Source organism: Arthrobacter sp. 01T414, assembly GCF_056398965.1.
In genome coordinates, this window is the sequence record NZ_JBFTQK010000002.1 from 269,270 (window position 1) to 290,961 (window position 21,692).

Genomic DNA, 21,692 nt, shown 5'->3' on the forward strand with positions numbered 1-21,692 from the left:
GTCAGGGGCCGGTCACGCGACGGCCGAGTAGGCGACGACGCCGCGCTTGACGAGGTTGATCGCGTCGCCGCACAGCCGGGCCACGCGCGGTTCCAGCCCGGGAATCTTGGCGAGCTGGTCCAGCAGGTCGATGACCTGTTTCACCCAGCGAACAAAGTCACCAGCGGCCAGGTCCGTACCGCTGAGGACCTCCTGTAGGTGCCTGCCCTTGGCCCATTTGAAGATCGGCCAGACGAGGCCGAGTTCGGGTTCGCCCGTCAGCGGCAGCTTGTTGGCTTCCTCGACGTCTTCCAGGGCGGACCACTCGCGCACCACGGTGTCGACGGCGGACTCCAGTGAGACGCTCGGCATCTTGGGCCGCAGGCCGCGGTCCTCGCGCTTGGCCTGGTAGACCAGCACGCTGGCCAGGGCCGCGATTTCGGCCGCGTCGAGGTCGCTGAAGGCGCCCATCCGCAGGGACTGGGAAATCAGCAGGTCCTTTTCGCCGTAGATCCGGCGGAGCCGCTGGCCATCGGGGCTGATCGAGAGCGTGCCGGAATCCGAGGTCTCGAGGTACCCGTAGCTGGAGAGGACTCCGCAGACCCGGTCGAAGGTCTTGGCGATGGTGTTGGTGCGGCCCTGGATCTGGCGGATCAGGCCGTCGGTCTCCTGCCGGAGCTTCCACCAGCGCTCGGACCAGCGTGCATGGTCCTCCCGCTCGCTGCAGCCGTGGCAGGGATGGGCCCGGAGTTCGCGGCGGAGTTCCGCGATCTTCTTCTCCATGTTGGGCAGGGCGGCGGCACGGCCAAAGTCCTCGTTCCGGTTCGGAGGTGCAGGTGGCCGGCTCTCCCGGATCGCGTTGCGGACCGAGGACGCCAGGTCGCGGCGCGACTTGGGCACCTTGGCGTTGAAGGACTTGGGAATCCGGACCCGGGTGATCGGCGACAGCGGGCCCTCCACGTCGTGCAGGCCAATGCGGCGAAGCTGGTTGTCCAGTGTCATCACCGCCGGCCGCGGTTCCCGCGAATGGTGGTCGGAGCTGAGCACGACGGCGAGGCCGGGGGCCCGCCCGGAGGGCACGTCGACGACGTCGCCGGGCAGCAGCCGGCTGAGGGAGTCCTCGGTGAGCGACTTCCGGGCTCGTGAGGTTCCCTTGGAGGCCGTGGTTTCCGCATCCGAGAGCGCACGGCGCAGCCTGGAGTACTCGGTGAAGTCGCCGAGGTGGCAGCTCATTGCCTTGCTGAATCCGGCCAGGGATTCCTCCCGGCTGCGGACCTGCTTGGCGAGCCCCACCACGGACCGGTCCGCCTGGAACTGGGCGAAGGAGGACTCAAGGATTTCGCGGGCGCGGGGCCGGCCGAACTGGGCGACGAGGTTGATGGACATGTTGTACGTGGGCCGGAAGCTGGAGTTCAGCGGGTAGGTCCGGCGGGAGGCAAGGCCGGCGACGGCCGCCGGATCCGTGCCGGGCTGCCAGAGCACCACCGCGTGGCCCTCGACGTCGATCCCGCGGCGGCCTGCCCGGCCGGTCAGCTGGGTGTACTCCCCCGCGGTGATGTTCACGTGCGCTTCGCCGTTGAACTTGTCCAGCTTTTCCAGCACTACGCAGCGAGCGGGCATGTTGACGCCCAGCGCTAGGGTTTCGGTGGCGAACACGGCCTTAACCAGTCCGTCCACGAACAGCTTCTCGACAACTTCCTTGAAGGTCGGCAACATGCCGGCGTGGTGCGCAGCCAGGCCGCGGAGCAGCCCGTCGCGCCAGCTCCAGAAGCCCAGCACGTCGAGGTCGTCCGAGGGGATGTCCTGGGCGGCTTCGTCGACCCGTTGGGCGATGATGAGTTGTTCTTTCTCTGTGGTCAGCCAGAGCCCAGCGGAGACGCATTGCGCGACGGCGGCGTCGCAGCCGGCGCGCGAGAAGATGAAGGTGATGGCCGGGAGCAGGTCCATCCGGTCCAGGCTGGCGATGACCTGCGGGCGGCTGGCTTTCCGGACCGGGCTGCGCGGGCCGCCCTGCGGCGCCTCATCGCGCTGGCCGCGCTGCTGGCGGCGCTGGTTACGGCCGCCGTGCCCGAAACGGCCGCGGAAGTTCATCTGGCTCTCGGCCCGCGCCATGGACAGCAGTTCCGGGTTGACCTCGTAGCCGGCGCGCTCGGTAATCGCGGCGCCCTTGCCTGTGGCAGTTTTTTCCGCGGAAGCGGTTTCCACGGTGGCGGCGACATTGTCCTCGCCGGCGGGCGCGATCTCGTCGAAGCTGGTGTCGCCGGCGAACAGGTCCACGATCTTGCGCCCCACCATGACGTGCTGCCACAGCGGCACGGGGCGGTGCTCGGAGACAATCACGTCGGTCTGGCCGCGGACAGTGTCCAGCCAGGCGCCGAACTCCTCGGCGTTGGAGACGGTGGCGCTGAGCGAGGCGACCTGAACTTCGCTGGGCAGGTGGATGATGACTTCCTCCCAGACGGCGCCGCGGAACCGGTCGGCGAGGTAGTGGACCTCGTCCATCACTACGAAGCCGAGGTCATCGAGGGTCTCCGAGCCGGCGTAGAGCATGTTGCGGAGAACCTCGGTGGTCATCACCACCACCGGTGCCTCGCCGTTGATGCTCGTATCACCGGTCAGCAGGCCAACCTGGGCGGCGCCGTACTTCTCCGCCAGCTCGGTGTATTTCTGGTTGCTCAGGGCCTTGATCGGCGTCGTATAGAAAGCTTTCAGCCCGCGCTGCAGGGCCAGGTAGATGGCGAACTCGCCGACAATGGTCTTTCCGGCGCCGGTCGGGGCGGCCACCAGTACGCCGCGGCCCGCCTGCAGGGACAGGCAGGCCTCGCGCTGGAAGGGATCGAGGTCGAACGCGAGCGAACGGGTAAAACCGCCCAGGTAGGTTTTGGCTTCTGCGGCCCGCTCGGCGCTGGCGCGGTAACGCTCGGACGGCGATTCCGGCCCGGGTAGTGAGGACATGCTTCCAGCCTAGTGGGCGGAGGGCTAGAGATTCTCCAGCTCGGAGCTGGGAGTCGCCTGGTCCGCCGTGGCTTCGGTCTCGGCGGCGACCTTGGCAGCCCGCTTCTCACGCCGGCGGTCGTTGAGCAGGCACAGCCCGATGGCGGTGAAGAAGAGCACCAGCATGGGCACGGCAAGGTAGAACATGCTCATGGCGTCGGCACCGGGGGCAGCCATGGCGGCGAAGAGGCAGACCAGGAACACGGTGATCCGCCAGCTCTTGAGCAGCTGCTTGCCCTTGATCAGTCCGGCCAGGTTCAGCCCGAACAGCACCACCGGGAGCAGGAAAGCGATTCCAAAGGCCAGCAGCAGGCGCAGCACGAAGGAGAGGTAGACCTGGGCGCTGATGAAGTTGGACCCGCCCGAGGGGGTGAAGTCGGTCAGCACCCGCACCGCGTTGGGCAGGACCAGCCAGGCTAGCAGGACGCCGCCGACAAACAAGGGCACGGCGGCCGCCACGAAGGAAAGCGCCAGGCGCCGCTCCTTCTTATGCAGGCCGGGAACGATGAACGCCCAGAGTTGGTAGAGCCAGATCGGGCTCGCGACGATCAGGCCCAGGAAGACGGACACCTGGATCATCAGGTCGAAGGAGCTTGCCACGCCGTCGAAATWCAGCGACGCCTGCCGGCCCTCATGCTCATTCAGGTCGCGGATCGGCTTGATCAGCGCCGCCAGCATGGGCTGGTACACGAGGAACCCTACGACGGTGCCAAGTACGACGGCGATGGCCGACTTAAAGAGCCGGTTCCGCAGCTCTTTGAGATGATCGAGGAGGGCCATCCGGCCCTCGGGGTTCGATCGGCGGCTCATGGTTACTGCCATGCGGTTCTAGGCGCGGTTCGGCGGCGGAACGTCGGTTCCCTCGCCCGGGCGGCTTTCGGTGCCGGCGGACCGGGGGTGGTTCACGACCTTGCCTTCAACGGCGTCGGAATCGGCCTTCGCCTCCGGGGTGCCGTCCTTCTTCATTTCGCGGACCTCGGATTTGAAAATCCGCATCGACTGGCCCAGGCTGCGGGCCATTCCGGGCAGCTTCGGTGCAGCGAAAAGCACCAAGGCCAGGACGATGATGATGATGAGATGCCAGCCTTCAAGCCTCATGCCGGGTGGTCCTTTCGTTTGAGTACATCCTATTGTCTAACGCAGATCGATGTCGCGCAGTGCCTGCGGCTGGCCCCGTTCCGCTTTGCGCCGGACGCGGCGCAATCGCCGGGCTTCCTGGCGCGCGATTTTGGATGCATGGTAATCATGTCGCATCGACGAAGGCGGAGCAAAAACGGCAGAACCAGGCTCCGCACGCGGGACGGATGCTGCTCCCGCGTCAATGCTGTCCGAGCCTACGGCCGCTACGTGAACAGCGGCTGAACCGGAGGTGAGCGGGGAGGACGCAAAGTTAGAGAACCGCTCCCCTGCCTCGCCCAGTTCCTTGACCGTGGCCATGAACTGGCGGAAAAGCCGGACGCCGAGCACGCCGAAGAACAGCAACGACAGCGCGACGAGCGCTATCCAAATTACGATCCAGGACCACCAAGGCATGTTGTTCAGTCTAGCTGGCGTGCGGGGCGGTCCGCGTAACCTCTGCGTACTGCACGAGGGCGGCGTCGAGCCATCCGACGGCCGCTGCCGCCAGTACCGGTGGCTGCAGGATCCTGACGGCACCGCCGTGCTGGGCCACGAACATCGGCAACCAGTCGGCACTGCCGAAACGGATTTCCGCCAGCACGTGGCCGTCCGGCAGCTCCGCGGTTCGTTCGGCGTAGTAGTCATCCGCGAGTCCGGCGCCCTGCCGGGTCAGCTCGACGACCACCACGACGTCGTCGTCGTTCGGCGTGAACAGCTTGACGGGGAACCCGTCCGCCGGGGCCGCGGTCGAGGACACGGGGTTTCCATTGGGCTCCAGGCTCTGGATCCGGTCCAAGCGGAAATTCCGCGGGCCCTGCGCGGAATGGCAGTAGGCCTCGAGGTACCAGGTGCTGTCCAGCGAGTAGAGCCGCTGGGGGTCGATGTCCCGTTCGGTGACGGCGTCCCGCAGCGGGGAGAGGTAGTGCAGCCGCAACTGCGCGCCGTCACGGATGGCGTTGCGTGCCGTCTCAAGGGTGCGGGAGTCCTCCGGCGCCACTTCGGGACCGGACAGGGCTGCGGCCTTGAGCCCCTCCTCGCCGGCGGCGGCCATGAGCTTGAGCGTCACGGACTCCAGGGTGCCGCCTTCGGCGAGTCCGGGCAGGCCGTTGAGCGCTTCCAGGCCGGTGAGCAGCGCGCAGGCCTCGTCCACGGTGAAACGGACCGGACGCTTGAGGTCGAGGTCCTCGATTATGTAGACGTGGTCGTCGTCCCACTGAATGTCCAGCAGGTCGTCCGGGTAGCCCTCGGGCAGGCCGGAGCAGATCAGGATCCGCAGGTCATCTTCCAGTTCCTTACGGGTGATACCGAAGCGGTCGGCGACCTCGCTGATGTGCAGGCCCTGGTTGTGCACCAGAAACGGCACCAGTTGGAGCATCCGTTTGAGCTGGTCCTCGGAGGTGCGCTTCCGGCTCCGTTTGGCCGGCGCCACAGGCGGAAATTCGATCAGCGGGATCGGCGACGCAGCGAAAGCCGCTGCCGCGGCCAGTCGCCTGCGCACGGCAGTGTGCAACTCTGGGGGCGCGACGGCGATGGCCTTGGGACCGTAGGAGGCGAGTTCTTCAGCGAGGGTTTCGACGTCGCGGTAGGGCACCTTGAGCCGGTCGAACCCGGTCCGGGCCGGGACCGCGGCGGAGCCGCTGTCGGCAGCCCCTTCGTCGTCGGCGCTGGCCGCGGACTCGGCGTGCTTGCGCAGCCCCAGCAGTGCGCCGTCGGCGACGTCCACAAGGGCGTGGCGCACGGGCAGTTCGGGCAGCGCGGCAAGTTGCTCGCGGACGTTGAAGGACGACGGCGGCGTAAAGGACTCCTGGTCCAGCACAGTGACGGCTGAGGTCAGCCGTGAGAGCCGGTAGAACCGTTTGTCCCCGCGGGCGCGGTCGTGGCCGACGAGGTACCACTGCCCGAAGCGGCTGCCCAGGCCCCAGGGCTCCACGGTGCGGGTTTCTTCCTGTCCGGTACTGCCGGCCAGGTAGTTGAAGCTCACCGGGTGCTGGTTATGGATGGCGGCGACGAGGTCCTCGAAAGCCTGACCGGCCGGCCTGATGCGGGGCTGCACCCCGGGCGGGAGTTCGGCGTCAGGCAGGCCCCCGGCGGCCTGCAACTTGCGCACCGCGTCCCGGGCGGCGGACCCAAGGGCGGCCTGTTCCCAGAGCTGTGCCGCGAGGATCAGGACGGTGCACTCCGCCGGGGTGAGGCTGACGTCCGGCAGGCGGTTGGATTCCTTGCCGATCCGGTACCGCGTGGTGGCCGGATCATCCGAGCCCCAGCCCTTGTCCGTGACGGTCTCGACTTCGAAGCCGAACTGGCGCAGTTCGCCCTTGTCCCGTTCGAACATCCGGCCGAAGGCGACCTCGGAGCTGGTGGTGTCGTGGTAGACCTTCTCGCGCAGTTCGCTGCGGCGCAGCCCGTATTGGGTGTTGAGCAGGGCGATGAGCAGGTTCAGGAGGCGTTCAGTACGTGAGGCGGACACTCCGCAAGGGTACTAAAGCATCCGTCCCGGAAACGCCGAAAGCGCGGCAACAGCCGGAAGAACTTTCCGATTGTTACCGCGCTTTCGCTGAATTGCGGAGGGTCCCGGCCGAGCTTGCGAGGGCTGGGAGCCTGTGGGTGGGCCCACGCCGGCGAGGGTCCCGGCCCGTGGAGCCGCTCCGGCGAGGGCCCCAGCCCGAGCCTGCGAGGGCAGGGAGCCGGTGCGGACTTGCGAGGGCTGGGAGCCTGTGGGTGGGCCCACGCCGGCGAGGGTCCCGGCCCGAGCTTGTGAGGGCTGGGAGCCGGCGGGGACTAGCGGACGGCGACGAGGTCGACGACGAAAATCAGTGCCTCGTTGGGGCCGATCGCTCCGCCGGCGCCACGGGAGCCGTAGGCCATTTCGGAGGGGATTTCCAGCCGGCGGCGGCCGCCGACCTTCATGCCCAGCAGGCCCTGGTCCCAGCCCTGGATGACCTGGCCGACGCCGACCCGGAAGTCCAGCGGCGCGCCGCGGCCCCAGGAGGCGTCGAATTCCTCGCCGGTGGACCAGGCCACCCCGACGTAGTGGGTGGAAACGGTGTCGCCGGCCTTGGCTTCGGCGCCGTCGCCCTCGATCAGGTCGGTGATGACGAGCTCGGTGGGTACGTCGCCCTCGGGGAAGTCAATTTCCGGCTTCTGGCGGTCGAGGTTGCGCTGTCCAAATGACATGGTTGCTCCTTCTTGGATGGCTTGATCGGTGGGTTGGTGCGCCCTTTTGGGTAGGTTGGCTACTTCTTGGCCTTGATTTCGACTACGAACACGAGGGGGCCAGCAGGCTTGCCCTGAGCCGCGGCGTTCGGGCCATAGGCCAGATCAGTAGGAATGGTGAGCAGGACCTTCGAACCGACCTTCTGATCGGTGAGTCCTAAAGTCCAGCCCTTGATTACCCCGGTGAGTGGGAATGTTGCAGGCTGGTTCTTTGCAAACGTGGACTCAAACTCCTTGCCGTCCTCCCAGCGCCAACCAGTGTAGTTAGCCTCAATGGTGTCTGTTGCGGCTACCTTGTCCCCAGAGCCCTCGGAGAGAACCTTCACGGAAAGCCCAGATGGCGGGTCAGTCTTCGGAATGCTTGCGGAAGGGACACCCTTGCTATTGAAAGTGACCTTAGGAAGCTTTCCGTCCTTGTCGAGCTTGTCCGTCTCCTCTTGGCTCAGGGGCTTTGGGGCTTCCTTGGCTCCCACGACCTTGGCGATGAGCAACTGCGGCGGCTGCGCCGCGTTGCCCTGCGCCGCTGGCTGTCCGGGGACGGCCACAGCAATCAGGGATCCAACCTTTGCGCCAACGAGGACGTTGTACATGGCTGGGTTGCCGGACTTGAGCTGATCACTCAGCTCAAGCGGTTCGGGATCTTTGCTGAAGTTGTCCCCCAGCGACTTTCCGTCTGTGCCATTGAAACCGGCGACGGAGAGGTCTGCGATTTGGTTGGCCTTCAGCCTGTCACCAGAACCCTCGGTGACCACCTTGGCGGTGAACTCCTTGACCTCGAGCGGCTTGGCGAACTCAACGCTGGGGGCCTTCTTGTCGCCGTTCTCGGTCAGTTTCACAGAGTCCAGCTTCGCGGTCTCGCCGGCGGACTGGCTGGTGGGCTCCGGGGCAGCGGCTTGGCCGCCACCACAAGCGGTGAGCAGCAGCAGTCCGGGGAGGAGAATTGCTAATAGTCGGCGCACGTAAGAACTTTCGTCGGGGCAGGATGGACGCTTCGCCGGACGGTAGCCAGCGGCAAAGCATGCGGTAGCCGTGAAACGGCACCTTACCCAGAATAACGCGGAAAGCTGGGTGTCAGCCCATAGAGTCCAGCAGGGCGTCCACGCGGTCGTCCACGCTGCGGAACGGATCCTTGCACAGGATGGTCTGGTGCGCGCGGTCGTTCAGCTTCAAATGGACCCAGTCGACGGTGTAGTCGCGGCCCAGCTCCTGTGCCCTGCGGACGAAGTCGCCCCGGAGTTTGGCGCGGGTGGTCTGTGGCGGCGCGTCGACGGCATCCTTCACGGCTGTGTCGTCCACGATCCGCCGCGCTGCCCCGCGGGCCTGCAGCAGGTAGAAGAGACCGCGGCTGCGCGAAATGTCGTGGTAAGTGAGGTCCAGCTGGGCGATCCGGGGCGCGTCGAGTTCCAGGCCGTGCCGTTCGCGGTAGTTGTCCATCAGCTTCTTTTTGATGGCCCAGTCCACTTCGGTGTCGATGGTGCTCGTGTTACCGCTCTCGATCGCGTCGAGGGTCCGTTCCCAGAGGTCCAGGATGAGCGGGACGTGCGCGTTGTGGGCGCCGCGGTCCGCGACGAACTCGGTCACCTTGTTCAGGTATTCGCGCTGGATCTCCAAGGCGGTGAGCTGCCGGCCGTTGGCGAGGCGGACCAGTGCACGGCCGGTGAGGTCGTGGGAGATCTCGCGGATGCTCCGGATCGGGTTCTCCATCCGCATGTCCCGCATGATCACGCCCGCCTCGATCATCCGCAGGATCAGGTCCACGGTGCCGACCTTCAGCAAGGTCGTGGTTTCGGACATATTGGAGTCCCCCACAATCACGTGCAGGCGCCGGTAGAACTCGGCGTCGGCGTGCGGCTCGTCGCGGGTGTTGATGATGGGACGGGAGCGGGTGGTGGCGGAGGAAACGCCCTCCCAGATGTGGTCCGCACGCTGGGAGAAAGCGAACGTGGCCCCGTGCGGGGTCTTCAGGATCTTGCCCGCCCCGGCGATCAGCTGGCGGGTCACGAGGAAGGGAATCAGGATCTCGGCCAGCCGGGAAAACTCCCCGCGGCGTGGAATGAGGTAGTTTTCGTGGCTGCCATAGGAGTTGCCCGCCGAGTCGGTGTTGTTCTTGAACAGGTACACGGTTCCGTTGAACCCCTCTGCGGCCAGGCGTTCCTGGGCCTCGTCCACGAGGTCGTCCAGGATCAGCTCGCCGGCCCGGTCATGGGCAATCAGCTGGGCCAGGTCGTCGCATTCTGCGGTGGCGTACTCGGGGTGCGATCCGACGTCGAGGTAGAGCCGGGAGCCGTTGGTGAGGAACACATTGGAGGAACGGCCCCAGCTGACTACCTTGCGGAAGAGGTAGCGGGCCACTTCCTCCGGCGCCAGCGGCCGGGACTCCGGGCTGGAGTAGGAAATTCCGAATTCGGTTTCGATTCCGAAGATGCGCTTGTCCATTTCAGTTCTCCTCAGCCAGCAGTGCCACGACGTCGGCGTCGTCAAGGCGGCGGAAAGCGCGGCGGGTGCCGCGGCTGCTTTCGGAGCCGCGGTCCAGCACGGCCACTTCCACGGCCGACGCCGGCAGCGCGTCGGTTTCCTTGTCCGCCACCAGCCCGGCCAGGGCCAGCCGGATGGCCCCGGCGAAGTCCAATTCGCTGCGCCAGCCGGCCGCGACGGCTTCGGACACCTTGTCCGCCTGGCCGCCCATCACGATGAACCCCTGCTCGTCAGCGATGGACCCGTCGAACGTCAGCCGGTAAAGATGGTCCAGTTCCTGGCTGTCCCCGACCTCCGTCACGGCCAACTCCACCTCGAAGGGCTTCTGCTCGGCGGTGAAAACGGCGCCGAGGCTTTGCGCGTAGACACTCGCCAGGCCCCTCGCTGTGACGTCCTCGCGGTCGTAGGAGTAACCGCGGACGTCCGCGTACCGGACCCCGGCCTGGCGCAGGCTCTCAAACTCGTTGTACTTGCCGACGGCGGCGAAGGCGATCTTGTCGTAGATCTCGCCGATCTTATGCAGCGACGGGGAGGGGTTTTCCGCGACCAGGGCAATCCCGTCGCGGCAACTGATGACCACCACGGAGCGGCCCCGGGCGATGCCTTTCCGGGCGAAATCCGCCCGGTCCTTCATCAGCTGCTCGGGTGAGACATAGAACTGCTGGGTCATCTCAGGCCTCCCGCTGGGCCGCGGCCCGTGACTCGATGATGGCCCCGGCCACGGCCGCGAGTTCGCGCTCCGGGACCCTCACGGCGCCGGAGCGGTTCACGATGTAAACCACGGGCCACAACTGCCGGACCGGGTCCGGACCGCCGGTGGCGGAGTCGTCGTCGGCCGCGTCATACAGAGCTTCGACAGCCACTTGTACGGCCTCGGCCTCGGAGAGGTTGGGCCGCCAGAGCTTCTTCAGCGCGCCGCGGGCGAACATGGAACCCGAACCGACGGTGTGGTGTTCCTGCTCCTCGTAGCGGCCGCCGGTGACGTCGTAGGAGAACAGGCGGCCGACGCCGGCGGGCCGGTCGAAACCGGCGAACAGCGGGACCACTGCCAGGCCCTGCATCGCCATCGGAAGGTTGCCGCGGATCATGGCGCCCAGCCGGTTGGCCTTGCCGTCCAGGCTCAGCTGCGTGCCTTCAATCTTCTCGTAGTGTTCCAGTTCCACCTGGAACAGCCGGGTGATATCCAGCGCGATGCCCGCGGTTCCGGCGATGCCAAGCACGGAATACTGGTCCGCGGGGAAAACCTTCTCGATGTGTCGGCTGGCGATTACGTTGCCCATCGTCGCGCGGCGGTCACCGGCCATCAGCACTCCCCCGGCGTACGTCAGGGACACGATGGTGGTCGCGTGGGGTGCCTGGAGCGGCGCGCCGGCGGGGGCGGCTGCGAGGCCGTGTGGGAGGGCGTTGAAAGGCAGCAAGTCGGGCCGTGAACGCTGCAGGTGCTCGGTGAATGAGGACGTCGCGTTCGCTGCTACCTGGTTGGCTGATGTTTCCTGCACTGGTGCACTCCCTCAACGTAGTGAATCAACGACTTCCGGCTCTCAGCCCTGTGTCTCCTCAGATTCGGTTCTCCTCAAGTAGTGTCCGCAACCGGCCGGAGGCGGGGCGCCTACTGGCCGCCCTTCTGGACGAAGGCCCGGACAAACTCCTCGGCGTTGGATTCCAGCACGCCGTCGATCTCATCGAGCAGGTCGTCCACGCCCTGGGTCGCGGCGGAGGCCTGCGCCTCGGGTGCTGCCGGCGGTGCGGGGCGGATGTCCTCCTCGACCTCGGTGTCGCGGGACTGCGGCTGCTGCTGTTCCTGGCCTGCCATCGTGTTCTCCTTCTATCCCACTGCCTTTTCCCACCGGATGTCCCTTCGTGCACGGGACATCCTGTAAGCAATACTGCCACGCCCAACGCCCGTGCGGGGGGTCTTTGGCCCTACGAACCCGGGGGCAGGCCCAACAGCTCCGCCAGGAACGGCCCGGCCTCGCGGTGCCGGGCGAACAGGCCTCCGGTGAGGGCCTCGGTGCCGCGCAGGGGTTCGCGGGTGGGGACCCGCTGCAACTTGCCGCGGCCGGGCAGATCGAAGATGACGGAGTCCCAGCTGGCGCCCACCAAATCACTGCCGAAGCGGCTGACGCAGCGGCCGCGGAAGAAGGCGCGCGTGTCCGACGGCGGCTCCGTCACCGCTCGGGCGATCGCATCATCGGCGACGACGCGCTGCATCCGGTCGCGGGCCAGCAGCCGGTGGTAGAGCCCCTTCTCGGGACGGATGTCCGCCCATTGCAGGTCGATCAAACCCAGCCGGGCGTCCGACCATTCCAGCCCGTCCCGCTGGCGGAAGCCCTCCAGCAGCGAGTACTTGGCGAGCCATTCCACCGTCGACGCCGCGGCAGCCCGGTCGCTGTCCAGTTCGGTCAGCGTCGCTGACCAGCGTTCAAGCACGGCGTGGGTGTGGCCGTCACCGTCGACGGCATCGGCCACGCCGGTGTCCTGGGCGAGTTTGGCGGCAGCTTCGAGGTACATCCATTGCAGGTCCAGGGCAGTCACGCGGCGCCCGTCGAGCAGGCGCAGGGTTGCGGTCAGCGTCGTGTCGTGGCTGACCGTCTGCAGGGCGGCAACGGGTTCGTGGACTTCGATGCGGGGTGCCAGCCCTGCCTCGATCAGGCTAAGGACCATGGCCGTGCTGCCGAACTTGAGGAAGTTGGCGCCCTGGCTGAGGTTGGCGTCGCCGATGATGACGTGCAGCCGGCGGTACTTGTCCGCGGTGGCGTGCGGTTCGTCCCGGGTGTTGATGATGGGGCGCCGGATGGTGGTTTCGAGGCCCACCTCGGTTTCAAAGAAGTCTGCCCGCTGGCTGATCTGGTAGCCGTTCCGGGAGCTGTCCTGGCCCAGGCCGACGCGGCCGGCGCCGCACATGATCTGGCGGGTGATGAAGAACGGCGTCAGTCCCCGGACAATCTCGCCGAAGGGGACCGAGCGCGGCATCAGATAGTTCTCGTGCGAACCGTACGAAACGGACTTGTTGTCCGTGTTGTTCTTGTACAGGTTTATTGGCGGCAAGTCCGGGTCCGCGGCCAGCCGGCGCACCGCGGCCAGCGCCACGAGATCCCCGGCTGCGTCCCAGGTGACGGCATCGCGCGGGTTGGTGACTTCCGGACTGGAATATTCCGGGTGGGCGTGGTCCACGTACAGCCGGGCGCCGTTGCCGAGCACCATGTTCATGAGCAGCGAGCCGGACTCGTCCTCGCCGTCGTGGTCCAGATCGGCGCGGCCGTAGGCCAGTGCGATGGCCTCCGCGTCGAGGGCCGGTGGCCGGTCGGTGAGCTGTTCCGGTTCGGCTTCGCTCCGCTCCAGGGTCCAGCCGCGCGCGTCGTGCAGCGGCTCTTCGTCGGTGTAGTCCCAGCGGGTCTCGGCGCCGCCGGCCGCGCGTTGCCGCGTCACCTGGGCATAGGCCTGGATGACCCGGGCCGACATCATGGTGGCGTTGGCCCCCGGCGCGGAGGGCGCGTGGATGCCGTATTCGGTCTCCGAACCCATCACCCGCATGGCGCCGCCGACGGGCAGTCCTCCCGAAGACGCTGCAGGTCCCGCCGTCACAGGTACTGGCCCGTGCTGGGCATCGTCTCGATGGACTTCCCGGGCTCCTGGCCGGCCTTGCCTTGGACGATGGTGCGGATGTAGGTGATGCGCTCGCCCTTCTTGCCCGAAATCCGGGCCCAGTCGTCCGGGTTGGTGGTGTTGGGCATGTCCTCGTGTTCCCGGAACTCGTCGACGACGGCGCGGAGCAGGTGGTCGATGCGCAGGCCCTTCTGCCCGGAGGTGAGTAGGTCCTTGATCGCGGACTTCTTGGCGCGGTCCACCACGTTCTGCACCACGGCGCCCGAATTAAAGTCCTTGAAGTACAGCATCTCGGTGTCGCCGTTGGCGTAGGTCACCTCGAGGTATTCATTGGATTTCTCGGTGGAGTACATGGCCTCCACGGTGCGCTGGATCATGGCATCCACGGTCGCCTGGACGTCGCCATTGTGCTCGGCGAGGTCCTGCTCGTGGAAGGGCAGGTCCGTGGTGATGTACTTGTTGAAGATGTCCGCTGCGGCCTCGGCGTCGGGGCGTTGGATCTTGACCTTCACGTCCAACCGGCCCGGGCGCAGGATCGCCGGATMGATCATGTCCTCGCGGTTGGAGGCGCCGATCACGATCACGTTGTCGAGCCGTTCCACGCCGTCGATCTCGCTGAGCAGCTGCGGCACGATGGTGGTCTCGACGTCCGAGGAAATGCCGGTGCCGCGGGTCCGGAACAGTGAGTCCATCTCGTCGAAGAACACCACCACGGGGCTGCCCTCGGAGGCCTTCTCACGGGCCCGGGCGAAGATCAGCCGGATGTGGCGTTCGGTCTCGCCGACGTACTTGTCCAGCAGTTCCGGTCCCTTGATGTTCAGGAAGTAGCTCTTCATGTCCGTCTTGCCGGCGCGCTCGGCAGCCCGGGCGGCCAGCGAGTTGGCCACGGCCTTGGCGATCAGGGTCTTGCCGCAGCCCGGCGGGCCGTACAGCAGGATGCCCTTGGGCGCCTTGAGCCCGTGCTCCCGGTACAGGTCCGGGTGCAGGAACGGGAGTTCCACGGCGTCGCGGATCTGCTCGATCTGGGGGCCGAGGCCGCCGATGTCCTGGTAGGTGATGTCCGGGACCTCTTCGAGGACCAGGTTCTCCACCTCGGAGCGCGGGATCTTCTCCAGCGCGTAGCCGGTGCGGCTGTCGATCGATAGCGCGTCCCCCACCCGCAGCTTTTGGGCCAGCAGGGCGCCGGAGAGTCGGATCACCCGTTCCTCGTCGGCCCGGCCCACCACGAGGGCCCGGTCGGGTCCGAGGAGTTCCTTGAGCGTGACCAGGTCCCCGGCCCGCTCGTAACCGAGCCCGGCCACCACCAGCAGCGCCTCGTTCAGCAGGACTTCCTGGCCCACCGCGAGCTGGTTCAGGTTCACGAGCGGGCTGATGCCAACCCGCATCTTGCGGCCGGCATTGAAGATGTCCACGGATTCCTCCGTGGCAGCCTGCCCGCTGTTCCCGGCGGTCGGCTGCCGCTTGGGGTTCAGCTGCAGGATGGTACCGAAGCTGTAGGGCGGCTGGCCCTCCTGGTCCAGGGCGTTCTTCAGGCGCAGGATCTCCGCTTTGGCCGTTTCCAGCATGCCGACGAGCTTGGAGTTATTCTGCGTGGCAGCGGCGAGCTGGCGGTCGATGTGGCGGAGTTTGTCGCGCAGGATATTGACCTGGCGTTCGGCAACGGAGAGCTCGCTGGCCGCAAAACGGTCAACCTCGGCCGCCCCCGCCTGTTCGGCCCCGCCGGCAGCGTCCGCGGCCTGGGCCGCATCCCCGGCCGCCAGGGCCTTCTCCTCCGCCGGCGTCCGGCCGTGGTCGTTGTTCGGAGTCTCCATCATGCATCAGCCCCTTCCGTACTTCTATTAAGACCATAGCCCCAAGTCGGCAGGTGCTGCTGAAGACTTCCGAAATACGGACTAGTTCGTAACCTCGGGGGTGTCCTTGACGTTGGTGCCGGCGATCGCGTCGCGGGCGGCCCGGCGCAGCTTCTTGTCCGAGACGGCGCGTTCCCCCACGGCCCCGGGGGTCCAGGCGTTGACGTCCTCGGCGTCGAATTCGGTCTTGGACGGCCGGCGCTTGACGGAAATACCCGTGACGCCGTCGGCCAGCCGGCGGGTGACCAGCAGGAAACCGGTGTGCGCCACCATCCGGTGGTCCGGGCGCACGGCGAGGCCTTCCAGGTGCCAGCCGCGGACCATGGACTCCCAGGCATCCGGCTCGGTGAAGCGGCCGTCGGCGCGGATGGCCTCGGCCGTCCGGGACAGCTGCGTCACGGTCGCGACATAGTTGATCCACACCCCGCCCGGGGCCAGCACGGTAGCGACGGCGTCGAGGCACTCCCAGGGCGCYAGCATGTCCAGGACCACGCGGTCCACCGAGCCCGGAGCCTCGGTGCGGACCACTTCTTCCTGGAAGTCGCCGAGGGTGATCTGCCACGCCGGGTGCGGGCCGCCGAAGATCGTCTCGACGTTGCCGCGGGCAATGTCGGCGAACTCCTCGCGCCGTTCGAAGGAGTGCAGGTAGCCGTTGTCCCCCACTGCGCGCAGCAGCGAGATGGACAGCGCGCCGGAGCCGACGCCGGCTTCGACCACGCGGGCGCCGGGGAAAATGTCCGCCATCGTGACGATCTGGCCGGCGTCCTTGGGGTAGACCACGGCCGCGCCGCGCGGCATGGAGAGAACGAAGTCCGAGAGCAGCGGCCGCAGGGTCTGGTACTGCTGGCCGACGTTGTTGACCACAACCGAGCCATCCGGCTTGCCGATGATCTCGTCGTGGTTGAGGAAGCCGCGGTGCGTGTGGAACGCCCCGCCGGCTTCGAGGCTGATGGTGTTCATCCGGCCGCGCTCGTCCGTCAGCTGCACCCGCTCGCCCTCGCGGAAGGGCCCGCGGCGGCGGTTTGCGCCGACGGGCGCGGTGGAGGGTGCGGCGGCTGTCCCAGCAGCTCCGGCCGGCGTCCTGTTGGCGGCGGCGCTGTTCCCGCTCGGGGTGGCGTTGGCGGCGGTGTCGCTGCTCATGAAGTGTTCCTCGCTCCTGTAAAGCTTCGGTGGCCGCGTTTGGGGCGGCGGGCTCCGGCCCGTGTTCGTGGGCCGGAGAATTCACGACCGGCAGGTAACTCTACCGGGTCTGGCCCTAATTCCGGCCCTCGACCCCGGCCTGCGGACCCACGGACCCGCTCGGCTGCTTCCCGGTCAGGACGTTGAGCACGGTCAACTGGCGCAACAGTCCCGTAATGGTGCCCGCGTCGTCGACCACTGCATAGTCGGAGCCTTCGATCTGGGCCAGGTAAGCCAGGAGTTCGGCGCCCCGGTCGGTTTCCTTGACGTAGGCGCCGGCGGCGAGGGGGTAGGCGACGGCGGTTGCCGGCGTCGTGGCGGCCAGCGCCGGCGGAACGGCCGCCGCGGCGGAGTCGTCGACGACGGCGGTCGGCCGTGCGTCCGGGCCGTAAAGCACGACACCGGGGACGCCCTGCGGCGAGTGCCGCAGCACGTCCAGGACGGTTGCCGTCTCCGGCAGCCCGAGCGCCGGTTCGGCGAGGGCTGCGGCGTCGACCAGGTGCAGCCTGCTCCGGTAGCGGGCCTGCTGGATCGAGGCGGACGCACCCATCCAAAGGAAGCTGCCAACCAGCAGGGTTATGAGCATGAGTGAGGTGTCAGGGCGGTTGCCGCTGAGCAGCGGCAGCGCGACGAACCAGACGGCCAGGGCGATCACAATGATCCTGCCGGCCCAGCCTGCCGCGACGGTTCCCTTTTCGTGGCTGCCGGTGGCCTTCCAGACCGCCGATTCCACGAGCCGGCCGCCGTCCAGGGGCAGGCCGGGCAGCACATTGAAGATGCCGATCAACAGGTTGGCCCAGACGAAAATGTTCGCCAGTGTGTCCGCGACGCCATCCAACTGCCCGCCCGAGACCAGCAACCAGCCCGCACCGGCGAGAACCAGGTTCGCAGCCGGTCCGGCCATGGCGACCAGGACGGACCGTCCCGGCGAGGCGGTGAATTCCTCGAACTGGGTGTGGCCGCCCCACAGATTGAGGACGATCTTGCGGGTGGGCCAGCGGTAGAGCCGGGCCATGAGCGCGTGGGCCAGCTCGTGGACCAGCACCGAGATCAGGAGCAGCACGGAATAGGCGAATGCCACGAGGTAGGCGGTGGCGCCGAGGCTGGGGTCGTTATGTTCCAGCACGGGCCCGTAAGCGATCACGGTGAACGCTGCGATGGCGAACCATGAATAGGCCAGCACCACTGGGATGCCGGCGATCCGGCCCAGCGGGATCCCACCGCGGAGCGAGAAGGGAGGCTCCTCGGGCTGATCCTGCGGCCGCTGCGGCGTGGACTCAGTCAAGGCCGCGCGCTCCGTTGGCTGTGGCCAGTTCCGGGCTCGCGTCCGTGGCGCGGTGCCGGAGCGCCAGAAGGCGTTCGAGGTCGGCGACGGTGCGACCGGCCAGGGTGTCCCAGGTTGCGCGGCGCGGGTCATCCGGCAGTGGGACGATGTGCGGAATCGCCACCGTGGCAACGCCGGACGCGACAGCCGCCGCGACCCCGGGGGCGGAGTCTTCGAGGGCCACGCAGTGCCGGTGTTCCAGTTCGGGGTCGTGCCGCTGCAGGAGTTCCACGGCCTTCAGGTACGCCTCGGGGTGCGGCTTGCCCTGGGTGACGGTGTCCCCGGTGACCAGGAACTCGAAATAGGGTTTGGGCAGGCTGGCCACGATCTCCCGTGCCAGGGGCGCCTCGGACATGGTCACAAGGGCGCAGCGGACGCCGGCCGTGTGCAGTTCCTCCAGCAGTTCGCGCGCTCCGGGACGCCACGGCACGGACTCCCGAACAAGGCTGACGACATGCCCGGTCAGGGTGTCGATGATTTCGCGAACTTCCAGCTTCACGCCGGCCTCCTGCAGGATGCCGGCCGAGTAGACAAGCGACTGTCCCACCAGCTGCATGGCCTTCTCATGCGACCAGTGTCCGCCGTGGGCCGCCACCAGCGCGTGTTCGGCCTCAATCCAGTACCGTTCGGTGTCCACGATCGTGCCGTCCATGTCCCATAACGCGGCTTTGAGCAGGGGCTGGGAGGCTAGGGATCGCATGCCCTCCAGTCTACGATGCCGGCCCTGCGAGGTGCCCTGGGCTACGCCGATGGCGAATTTCAGGTCGCTTGCGGCGTTTTCCTTCATGCGCGCGCCCGCGACTTGGACGTAGGGTGAACACATGAATAGCTTCGAGCCAGACACCACGGAAACGGGCGTCACGCCTGAGCCGGAGCGGCTGCTGCAGCCCGTCCCCGAGGGCCAGCGTGTCACCGTGATGCTGGCAGCCTTCGAAGGCTGGAATGACGCCGGTGAAGCAGCGAGCGATGCGCTGCGCTATCTCAACAAGCTCTGGGGAGGCAAGAAGGTCGGCTCGATCGACGCCGACGAGTATTACGACTTCCAGTTCACCCGCCCGACCATCCGGCGCACGGCCTCCGGTGAGCGGAAGATCAAGTGGCCTGCCACCCGCATCTTCAAAGCCAGCGTTCCCGACTCCAACGTGGACGTCATCTTTGTCCAGGGCACGGAACCGTCCTACAAATGGCGCGCCTACACGGCCGAGTTGTTGGTGCACGCCGAGGCGCTGAGCGTGGATTACGTCATCCTGGTCGGTGCGTTGCTCGCTGATGTGCCGCACAGCCGCCCCATCCCGGTCAGCACCTCCAGCGACGACGCCGCGCTGCGGGAGCGGATGGATCTGGAGGCGTCCCAGTACGAGGGGCCCGTGGGCATCGTGGGGGTGCTTGCCGAGGTGGCGCTCCTGGCCGGCTTGCCTACGGTCTCGCTCTGGGCCGCCGTTCCCCACTACGTGGCGCAGGCGCCCTCGCCGAAGGCCCAGCTGGCCTTGCTGCACCGGATCGAGGAGCTGCTGCAGGTTCCGCTGGACACGCAGGAACTGGTGGAGGATGCGGACGCGTGGGAGCGTGGCGTGGACGAATTGGCAACTGAGGACCCGGAGATCGCCGCCTACGTCCGCCAACTGGAGGAAGCGAAAGACACCGCAGACCTGCCCGAGGCCAGCGGCGAGTCCATTGCGCGGGAATTCGAGCGCTATCTCAAGCGCCGCGGCAAGGACAAGCCCTAGGGCCTGTCCCGCCGCGTAGGCCTACAGTTCGCAGGCCGAAAGTTCGCAGGCCTACAGTTCGACGCCGAGCAGCGCGTTCACCGCGTCGCCCACGAGGGCTGCGTCTGCTGCGGAGCCCGTTGCCGAGTCTCCGGAGGTTCCCGCTGCCAGGGCGTCGGAAGCCCAGGTGTCCACCGCGGCGAGGGCTCCCGGCGCGTTGAGGTCATCCGAGAGCGCGGACCTCATCTCGGCAAGGACGGGGCCGGCGGAACCCGCGGGCGCGACGTCCAGGGCCGCGCGCCAGGTGCGGAGCCGGTCCTTGGCCTCGTTGAAGCCCGCGTCGGTCCACGACCAGTCGCTGCGGTAGTGGTGGGCCAGGATCGCGAGCCGGATTGCGGCCGGGTCTTCGCCGGCGGCGCGCAGCCTGGAGACGAGCACAAGGTTGCCCTTGGACTTGCTCATTTTCTCGCCGTCGAGTCCCACCATGCCGGCATGGGCGAAGTGTTTGGCCAGCGGCACCCCGGTAAGGGAGTAGGCGTGGCCGGCACCCATTTCGTGGTGCGGGAAGACCAGGTCGGAGCCGCCGCCCTGCACGGTGAACGGTGCGGGCAGGTACTTCTGCGCGATCACGGTGCACTCGATGTGCCAGCCCGGGCGCCCCTCCCCCAGTTCGCCACCGGGCCAACTGGGTTCGCCCTCGCGGGCCACCCGCCAGAGCAACGGGTCCAGCGCCTGGCGCTTGCCGGCCCGGCCGGGGTCGCCGCCGCGCTCGGCGAAAAGTTCCAGCATCTCGGCGTCGGACAGGCCTGAGACGGATCCCAGCGTCCACGCGTCGCTTGCCTCGGCGGAATGCTTTCCGGCCGCTTCGACGTCGTAGTAGACATCGCCGTCGGGCTCGCCCGCGGTGCCCGTGACCCGGTAGGCCAGTCCGCGCCCCAGCAGGGATTCGATGGCCGGCACGATCATCGGGATGGCTTCGACGGCGCCCACGTAGTTGTCCGGGGCCAGCACGTTCAGGGCTTCCATGTCGGTCTGGAAGAGCTCGATCTGGCTGCCGGCAAGTTCCCGCCAGTCCACGCCCGTGGCCGTCGCGCGTTCCAGCAGGGGGTCGTCGACGTCGGTCACGTTCTGCACGTAGGCCACCTGCTGACGGCCGTCGCGCCACGCCCGGTTGAGCAGGTCGAAGGCAACGTAGCTCGCCGCGTGGCCCATGTGGGTGGCGTCGTACGGGGTGATCCCGCAGACGTACATGGACTGCTCCCCCGTCGCTTCAAGGGTGACGGGGCCGCCCTTGGCGGTGTCGAACAGACGCAGCGCGGGCATGCTGCCCGGGAGCTGGGGAACAGGGCGGGAGATCCAGGATTTCACACCCCAAGCCTAGTGCTAGGCGCTGATGACATTGAAACCGAGCAGCAGGTACAGCGCGAGGCCCAGGAAGATGCGGTACCAGACGAACAGCCGGTAGCTGCGGGTGGAGACATACCTGAGGAACCAGCCGATGATGACGTAGCCCACCACGAAGGCGATCACGGTGGCGAGACCGGTCTCGGGCAGCCCGTAGGGGCCGGTGATGCCGTCCTTGGAAACCACTTTGTAGAGCTGGTACAGGCCGCTGCCGAACACGGCGGGAATTGCGAGCAGGAAGGAATAACGGGCGGCGGCCTCACGGGTGTACCCCATGAGCAGGCCTGCGGTGATCGTGCCGCCGGAGCGGGATACGCCGGGGATCAGCGCCATCGCCTGGGCGAGGCCGTAGAAGATGCCGTGTTTGTAGCTGAGCTTGGTGAGGTCACGTTCCTGACGGCCGACGGCGTCCGCCACGGCGAGGATCATGCCGAAGACGATCAGGGTGGTCGCCACAATCCACAGGCTGCGGAGCACGGATTCGATCTGGTCCTGGAAGAGCAGGCCGAGGACGATGATCGGCAGGCTGCCCAGGATCACGAGCCAGCCCATCCGGGCGTCCGGATCCTGCCGCGATACCTTGCCGGTCAGCGAGCCGAACCAGGCTTTGACGATCCGCACGATGTCCCGCCAGAAGTAGACAATCACCGCCGTCTCGGTACCCAGCTGGGTGATGGCGGTAAAGGCGGCACCGGGGTCCGCGGCGTTGGGCAGGAACGCCCCTACGATCCGCAGATGGGCGCTCGAGGAAATCGGGAGGAATTCTGTCAGTCCCTGCACAAGGCCCAGAAAGGCCGCTTCTAACCAGTTCACGTTTATAGACCCTACGTTATGGAGGTTCCG

General features: G+C 67.3%; 19 protein-coding genes. 1 reads left to right on the top strand and 18 read right to left on the bottom strand.

The genetic code is table 11. The features are described from left to right. Positions 1-12: 12 nt before the first annotated feature. The 16 genes from AC1DK9_RS06710 to AC1DK9_RS06785 form a co-directional block, all read right to left on the bottom strand. Complete coding sequence (locus tag AC1DK9_RS06710) at positions 13-2,934, bottom strand: DEAD/DEAH box helicase (protein ID WP_476915395.1); 2,922 nt, start codon at positions 2,932-2,934, stop codon at positions 13-15. A 24-nt stretch (positions 2,935-2,958) separates the two neighbouring features. Further along, a complete protein-coding gene (gene tatC, locus AC1DK9_RS06715; RefSeq protein ID WP_476915622.1) occupies positions 2,959-3,753 on the bottom strand; it encodes a twin-arginine translocase subunit TatC in 795 nt (264 codons plus the stop codon). 48 nt (positions 3,754-3,801) lie between these two features. Next, positions 3,802-4,071, bottom strand: a complete 270-nt coding sequence (gene tatA, locus AC1DK9_RS06720; protein WP_441417786.1) for a Sec-independent protein translocase subunit TatA — start codon at positions 4,069-4,071, stop codon at positions 3,802-3,804. A 36-nt stretch (positions 4,072-4,107) separates the two neighbouring features. Further along, the gene (locus AC1DK9_RS06725) at positions 4,108-4,506 is read right to left on the bottom strand and encodes a hypothetical protein (RefSeq protein ID WP_476915396.1); all 399 of its coding nucleotides are present in this window, start codon (positions 4,504-4,506) and stop codon (positions 4,108-4,110) included. A 10-nt stretch (positions 4,507-4,516) separates the two neighbouring features. Further along, a complete protein-coding gene (locus AC1DK9_RS06730; RefSeq protein WP_476915397.1) occupies positions 4,517-6,559 on the bottom strand; it encodes a helix-turn-helix transcriptional regulator in 2,043 nt (680 codons plus the stop codon). A gap of 311 nt (positions 6,560-6,870) precedes the next feature. After that, complete coding sequence (locus AC1DK9_RS06735) at positions 6,871-7,266, bottom strand: FKBP-type peptidyl-prolyl cis-trans isomerase (protein ID WP_476915398.1); 396 nt, start codon at positions 7,264-7,266, stop codon at positions 6,871-6,873. Between the two features lie 59 nt (positions 7,267-7,325). After that, positions 7,326-8,264: an FKBP-type peptidyl-prolyl cis-trans isomerase gene (locus AC1DK9_RS06740; RefSeq protein ID WP_476915399.1), complete on the bottom strand. Its 939-nt coding sequence runs from the start codon at positions 8,262-8,264 to the stop codon at positions 7,326-7,328. A 112-nt stretch (positions 8,265-8,376) separates the two neighbouring features. Beyond that, the gene (pafA, locus tag AC1DK9_RS06745; RefSeq protein WP_476915400.1) at positions 8,377-9,741 is read right to left on the bottom strand and encodes a Pup--protein ligase; all 1,365 of its coding nucleotides are present in this window, start codon (positions 9,739-9,741) and stop codon (positions 8,377-8,379) included. 1 nt (position 9,742) lies between these two features. Further along, positions 9,743-10,450, bottom strand: coding sequence for a proteasome subunit alpha (prcA, locus tag AC1DK9_RS06750; RefSeq protein WP_476860671.1), 708 nt, complete (start codon positions 10,448-10,450; stop codon positions 9,743-9,745). A gap of 1 nt (position 10,451) precedes the next feature. Beyond that, complete coding sequence (gene prcB / locus AC1DK9_RS06755) at positions 10,452-11,279, bottom strand: proteasome subunit beta (RefSeq protein ID WP_476860672.1); 828 nt, start codon at positions 11,277-11,279, stop codon at positions 10,452-10,454. Between the two features lie 110 nt (positions 11,280-11,389). Continuing rightward, positions 11,390-11,593 carry a ubiquitin-like protein Pup gene (locus tag AC1DK9_RS06760; protein ID WP_476915401.1) on the bottom strand — a complete coding sequence of 68 codons (204 nt, stop codon included), beginning with the start codon at positions 11,591-11,593 and terminating at the stop codon, positions 11,390-11,392. A gap of 110 nt (positions 11,594-11,703) precedes the next feature. Further along, positions 11,704-13,314, bottom strand: a complete 1,611-nt coding sequence (dop, locus tag AC1DK9_RS06765; protein WP_476915623.1) for a depupylase/deamidase Dop — start codon at positions 13,312-13,314, stop codon at positions 11,704-11,706. A 47-nt stretch (positions 13,315-13,361) separates the two neighbouring features. Then, positions 13,362-15,197 (bottom strand): proteasome ATPase, encoded by a 1,836-nt coding sequence (gene arc, locus AC1DK9_RS06770; protein ID WP_476915624.1) that lies wholly within the window; start codon positions 15,195-15,197, stop codon positions 13,362-13,364. An 81-nt stretch (positions 15,198-15,278) separates the two neighbouring features. Continuing rightward, a complete protein-coding gene (locus AC1DK9_RS06775) occupies positions 15,279-16,376 on the bottom strand; it encodes a tRNA (adenine-N1)-methyltransferase (RefSeq protein WP_476915402.1) in 1,098 nt (365 codons plus the stop codon). Between the two features lie 115 nt (positions 16,377-16,491). Next, a complete protein-coding gene (locus AC1DK9_RS06780) occupies positions 16,492-17,700 on the bottom strand; it encodes a site-2 protease family protein (RefSeq protein WP_476915403.1) in 1,209 nt (402 codons plus the stop codon). Next, positions 17,693-18,391, bottom strand: coding sequence for an HAD family hydrolase (locus AC1DK9_RS06785; protein WP_476915625.1), 699 nt, complete (start codon positions 18,389-18,391; stop codon positions 17,693-17,695). Before AC1DK9_RS06785 ends, AC1DK9_RS06780 begins: the two co-directional genes overlap by 8 nt. A gap of 169 nt (positions 18,392-18,560) precedes the next feature. On the opposite strand from AC1DK9_RS06785, the gene AC1DK9_RS06790 reads away from it, so the two are divergent. Beyond that, on the top strand, positions 18,561-19,466 hold the full coding sequence (locus AC1DK9_RS06790) for a PAC2 family protein (RefSeq protein WP_476915404.1): 906 nt from the start codon (positions 18,561-18,563) through the stop codon (positions 19,464-19,466). Between the two features lie 51 nt (positions 19,467-19,517). On the opposite strand, the gene mshC is transcribed toward AC1DK9_RS06790, so the two are convergent. Beyond that, positions 19,518-20,813 (bottom strand): cysteine--1-D-myo-inosityl 2-amino-2-deoxy-alpha-D-glucopyranoside ligase, encoded by a 1,296-nt coding sequence (mshC, locus tag AC1DK9_RS06795; protein ID WP_476915405.1) that lies wholly within the window; start codon positions 20,811-20,813, stop codon positions 19,518-19,520. A gap of 15 nt (positions 20,814-20,828) precedes the next feature. Continuing rightward, positions 20,829-21,662 carry an undecaprenyl-diphosphate phosphatase gene (locus AC1DK9_RS06800; protein WP_476860678.1) on the bottom strand — a complete coding sequence of 278 codons (834 nt, stop codon included), beginning with the start codon at positions 21,660-21,662 and terminating at the stop codon, positions 20,829-20,831. Between the last annotated feature and the right edge of the window lie 30 nt (positions 21,663-21,692).

Excerpts from the sequence above, each read along its gene's own strand:
- prcA (WP_476860671.1), bottom strand. The coding sequence starts at position 10,450 with ATGACCCAGCAGTTCTATGTCTCACCCGAGCAGCTGATGAAGGACCGG.
- dop (WP_476915623.1), bottom strand. The coding sequence starts at position 13,314 with ATGCGGGTGATGGGTTCGGAGACCGAATACGGCATCCACGCGCCCTCC.
- AC1DK9_RS06735 (WP_476915398.1), bottom strand. The coding sequence starts at position 7,266 with ATGTCATTTGGACAGCGCAACCTCGACCGCCAGAAGCCGGAAATTGAC.
- AC1DK9_RS06785 (WP_476915625.1), bottom strand. The coding sequence starts at position 18,391 with ATGGACGGCACGATCGTGGACACCGAACGGTACTGGATTGAGGCCGAA.
- pafA (WP_476915400.1), bottom strand. The coding sequence starts at position 9,741 with ATGGACAAGCGCATCTTCGGAATCGAAACCGAATTCGGAATTTCCTAC.
- AC1DK9_RS06710 (WP_476915395.1), bottom strand. The coding sequence starts at position 2,934 with ATGTCCTCACTACCCGGGCCGGAATCGCCGTCCGAGCGTTACCGCGCC.
- tatA (WP_441417786.1), bottom strand. The coding sequence starts at position 4,071 with ATGAGGCTTGAAGGCTGGCATCTCATCATCATCATCGTCCTGGCCTTG.
- AC1DK9_RS06790 (WP_476915404.1), top strand. The coding sequence starts at position 18,561 with ATGAATAGCTTCGAGCCAGACACCACGGAAACGGGCGTCACGCCTGAG.
- AC1DK9_RS06760 (WP_476915401.1), bottom strand. The coding sequence starts at position 11,593 with ATGGCAGGCCAGGAACAGCAGCAGCCGCAGTCCCGCGACACCGAGGTC.
- AC1DK9_RS06725 (WP_476915396.1), bottom strand. The coding sequence starts at position 4,506 with ATGCCTTGGTGGTCCTGGATCGTAATTTGGATAGCGCTCGTCGCGCTG.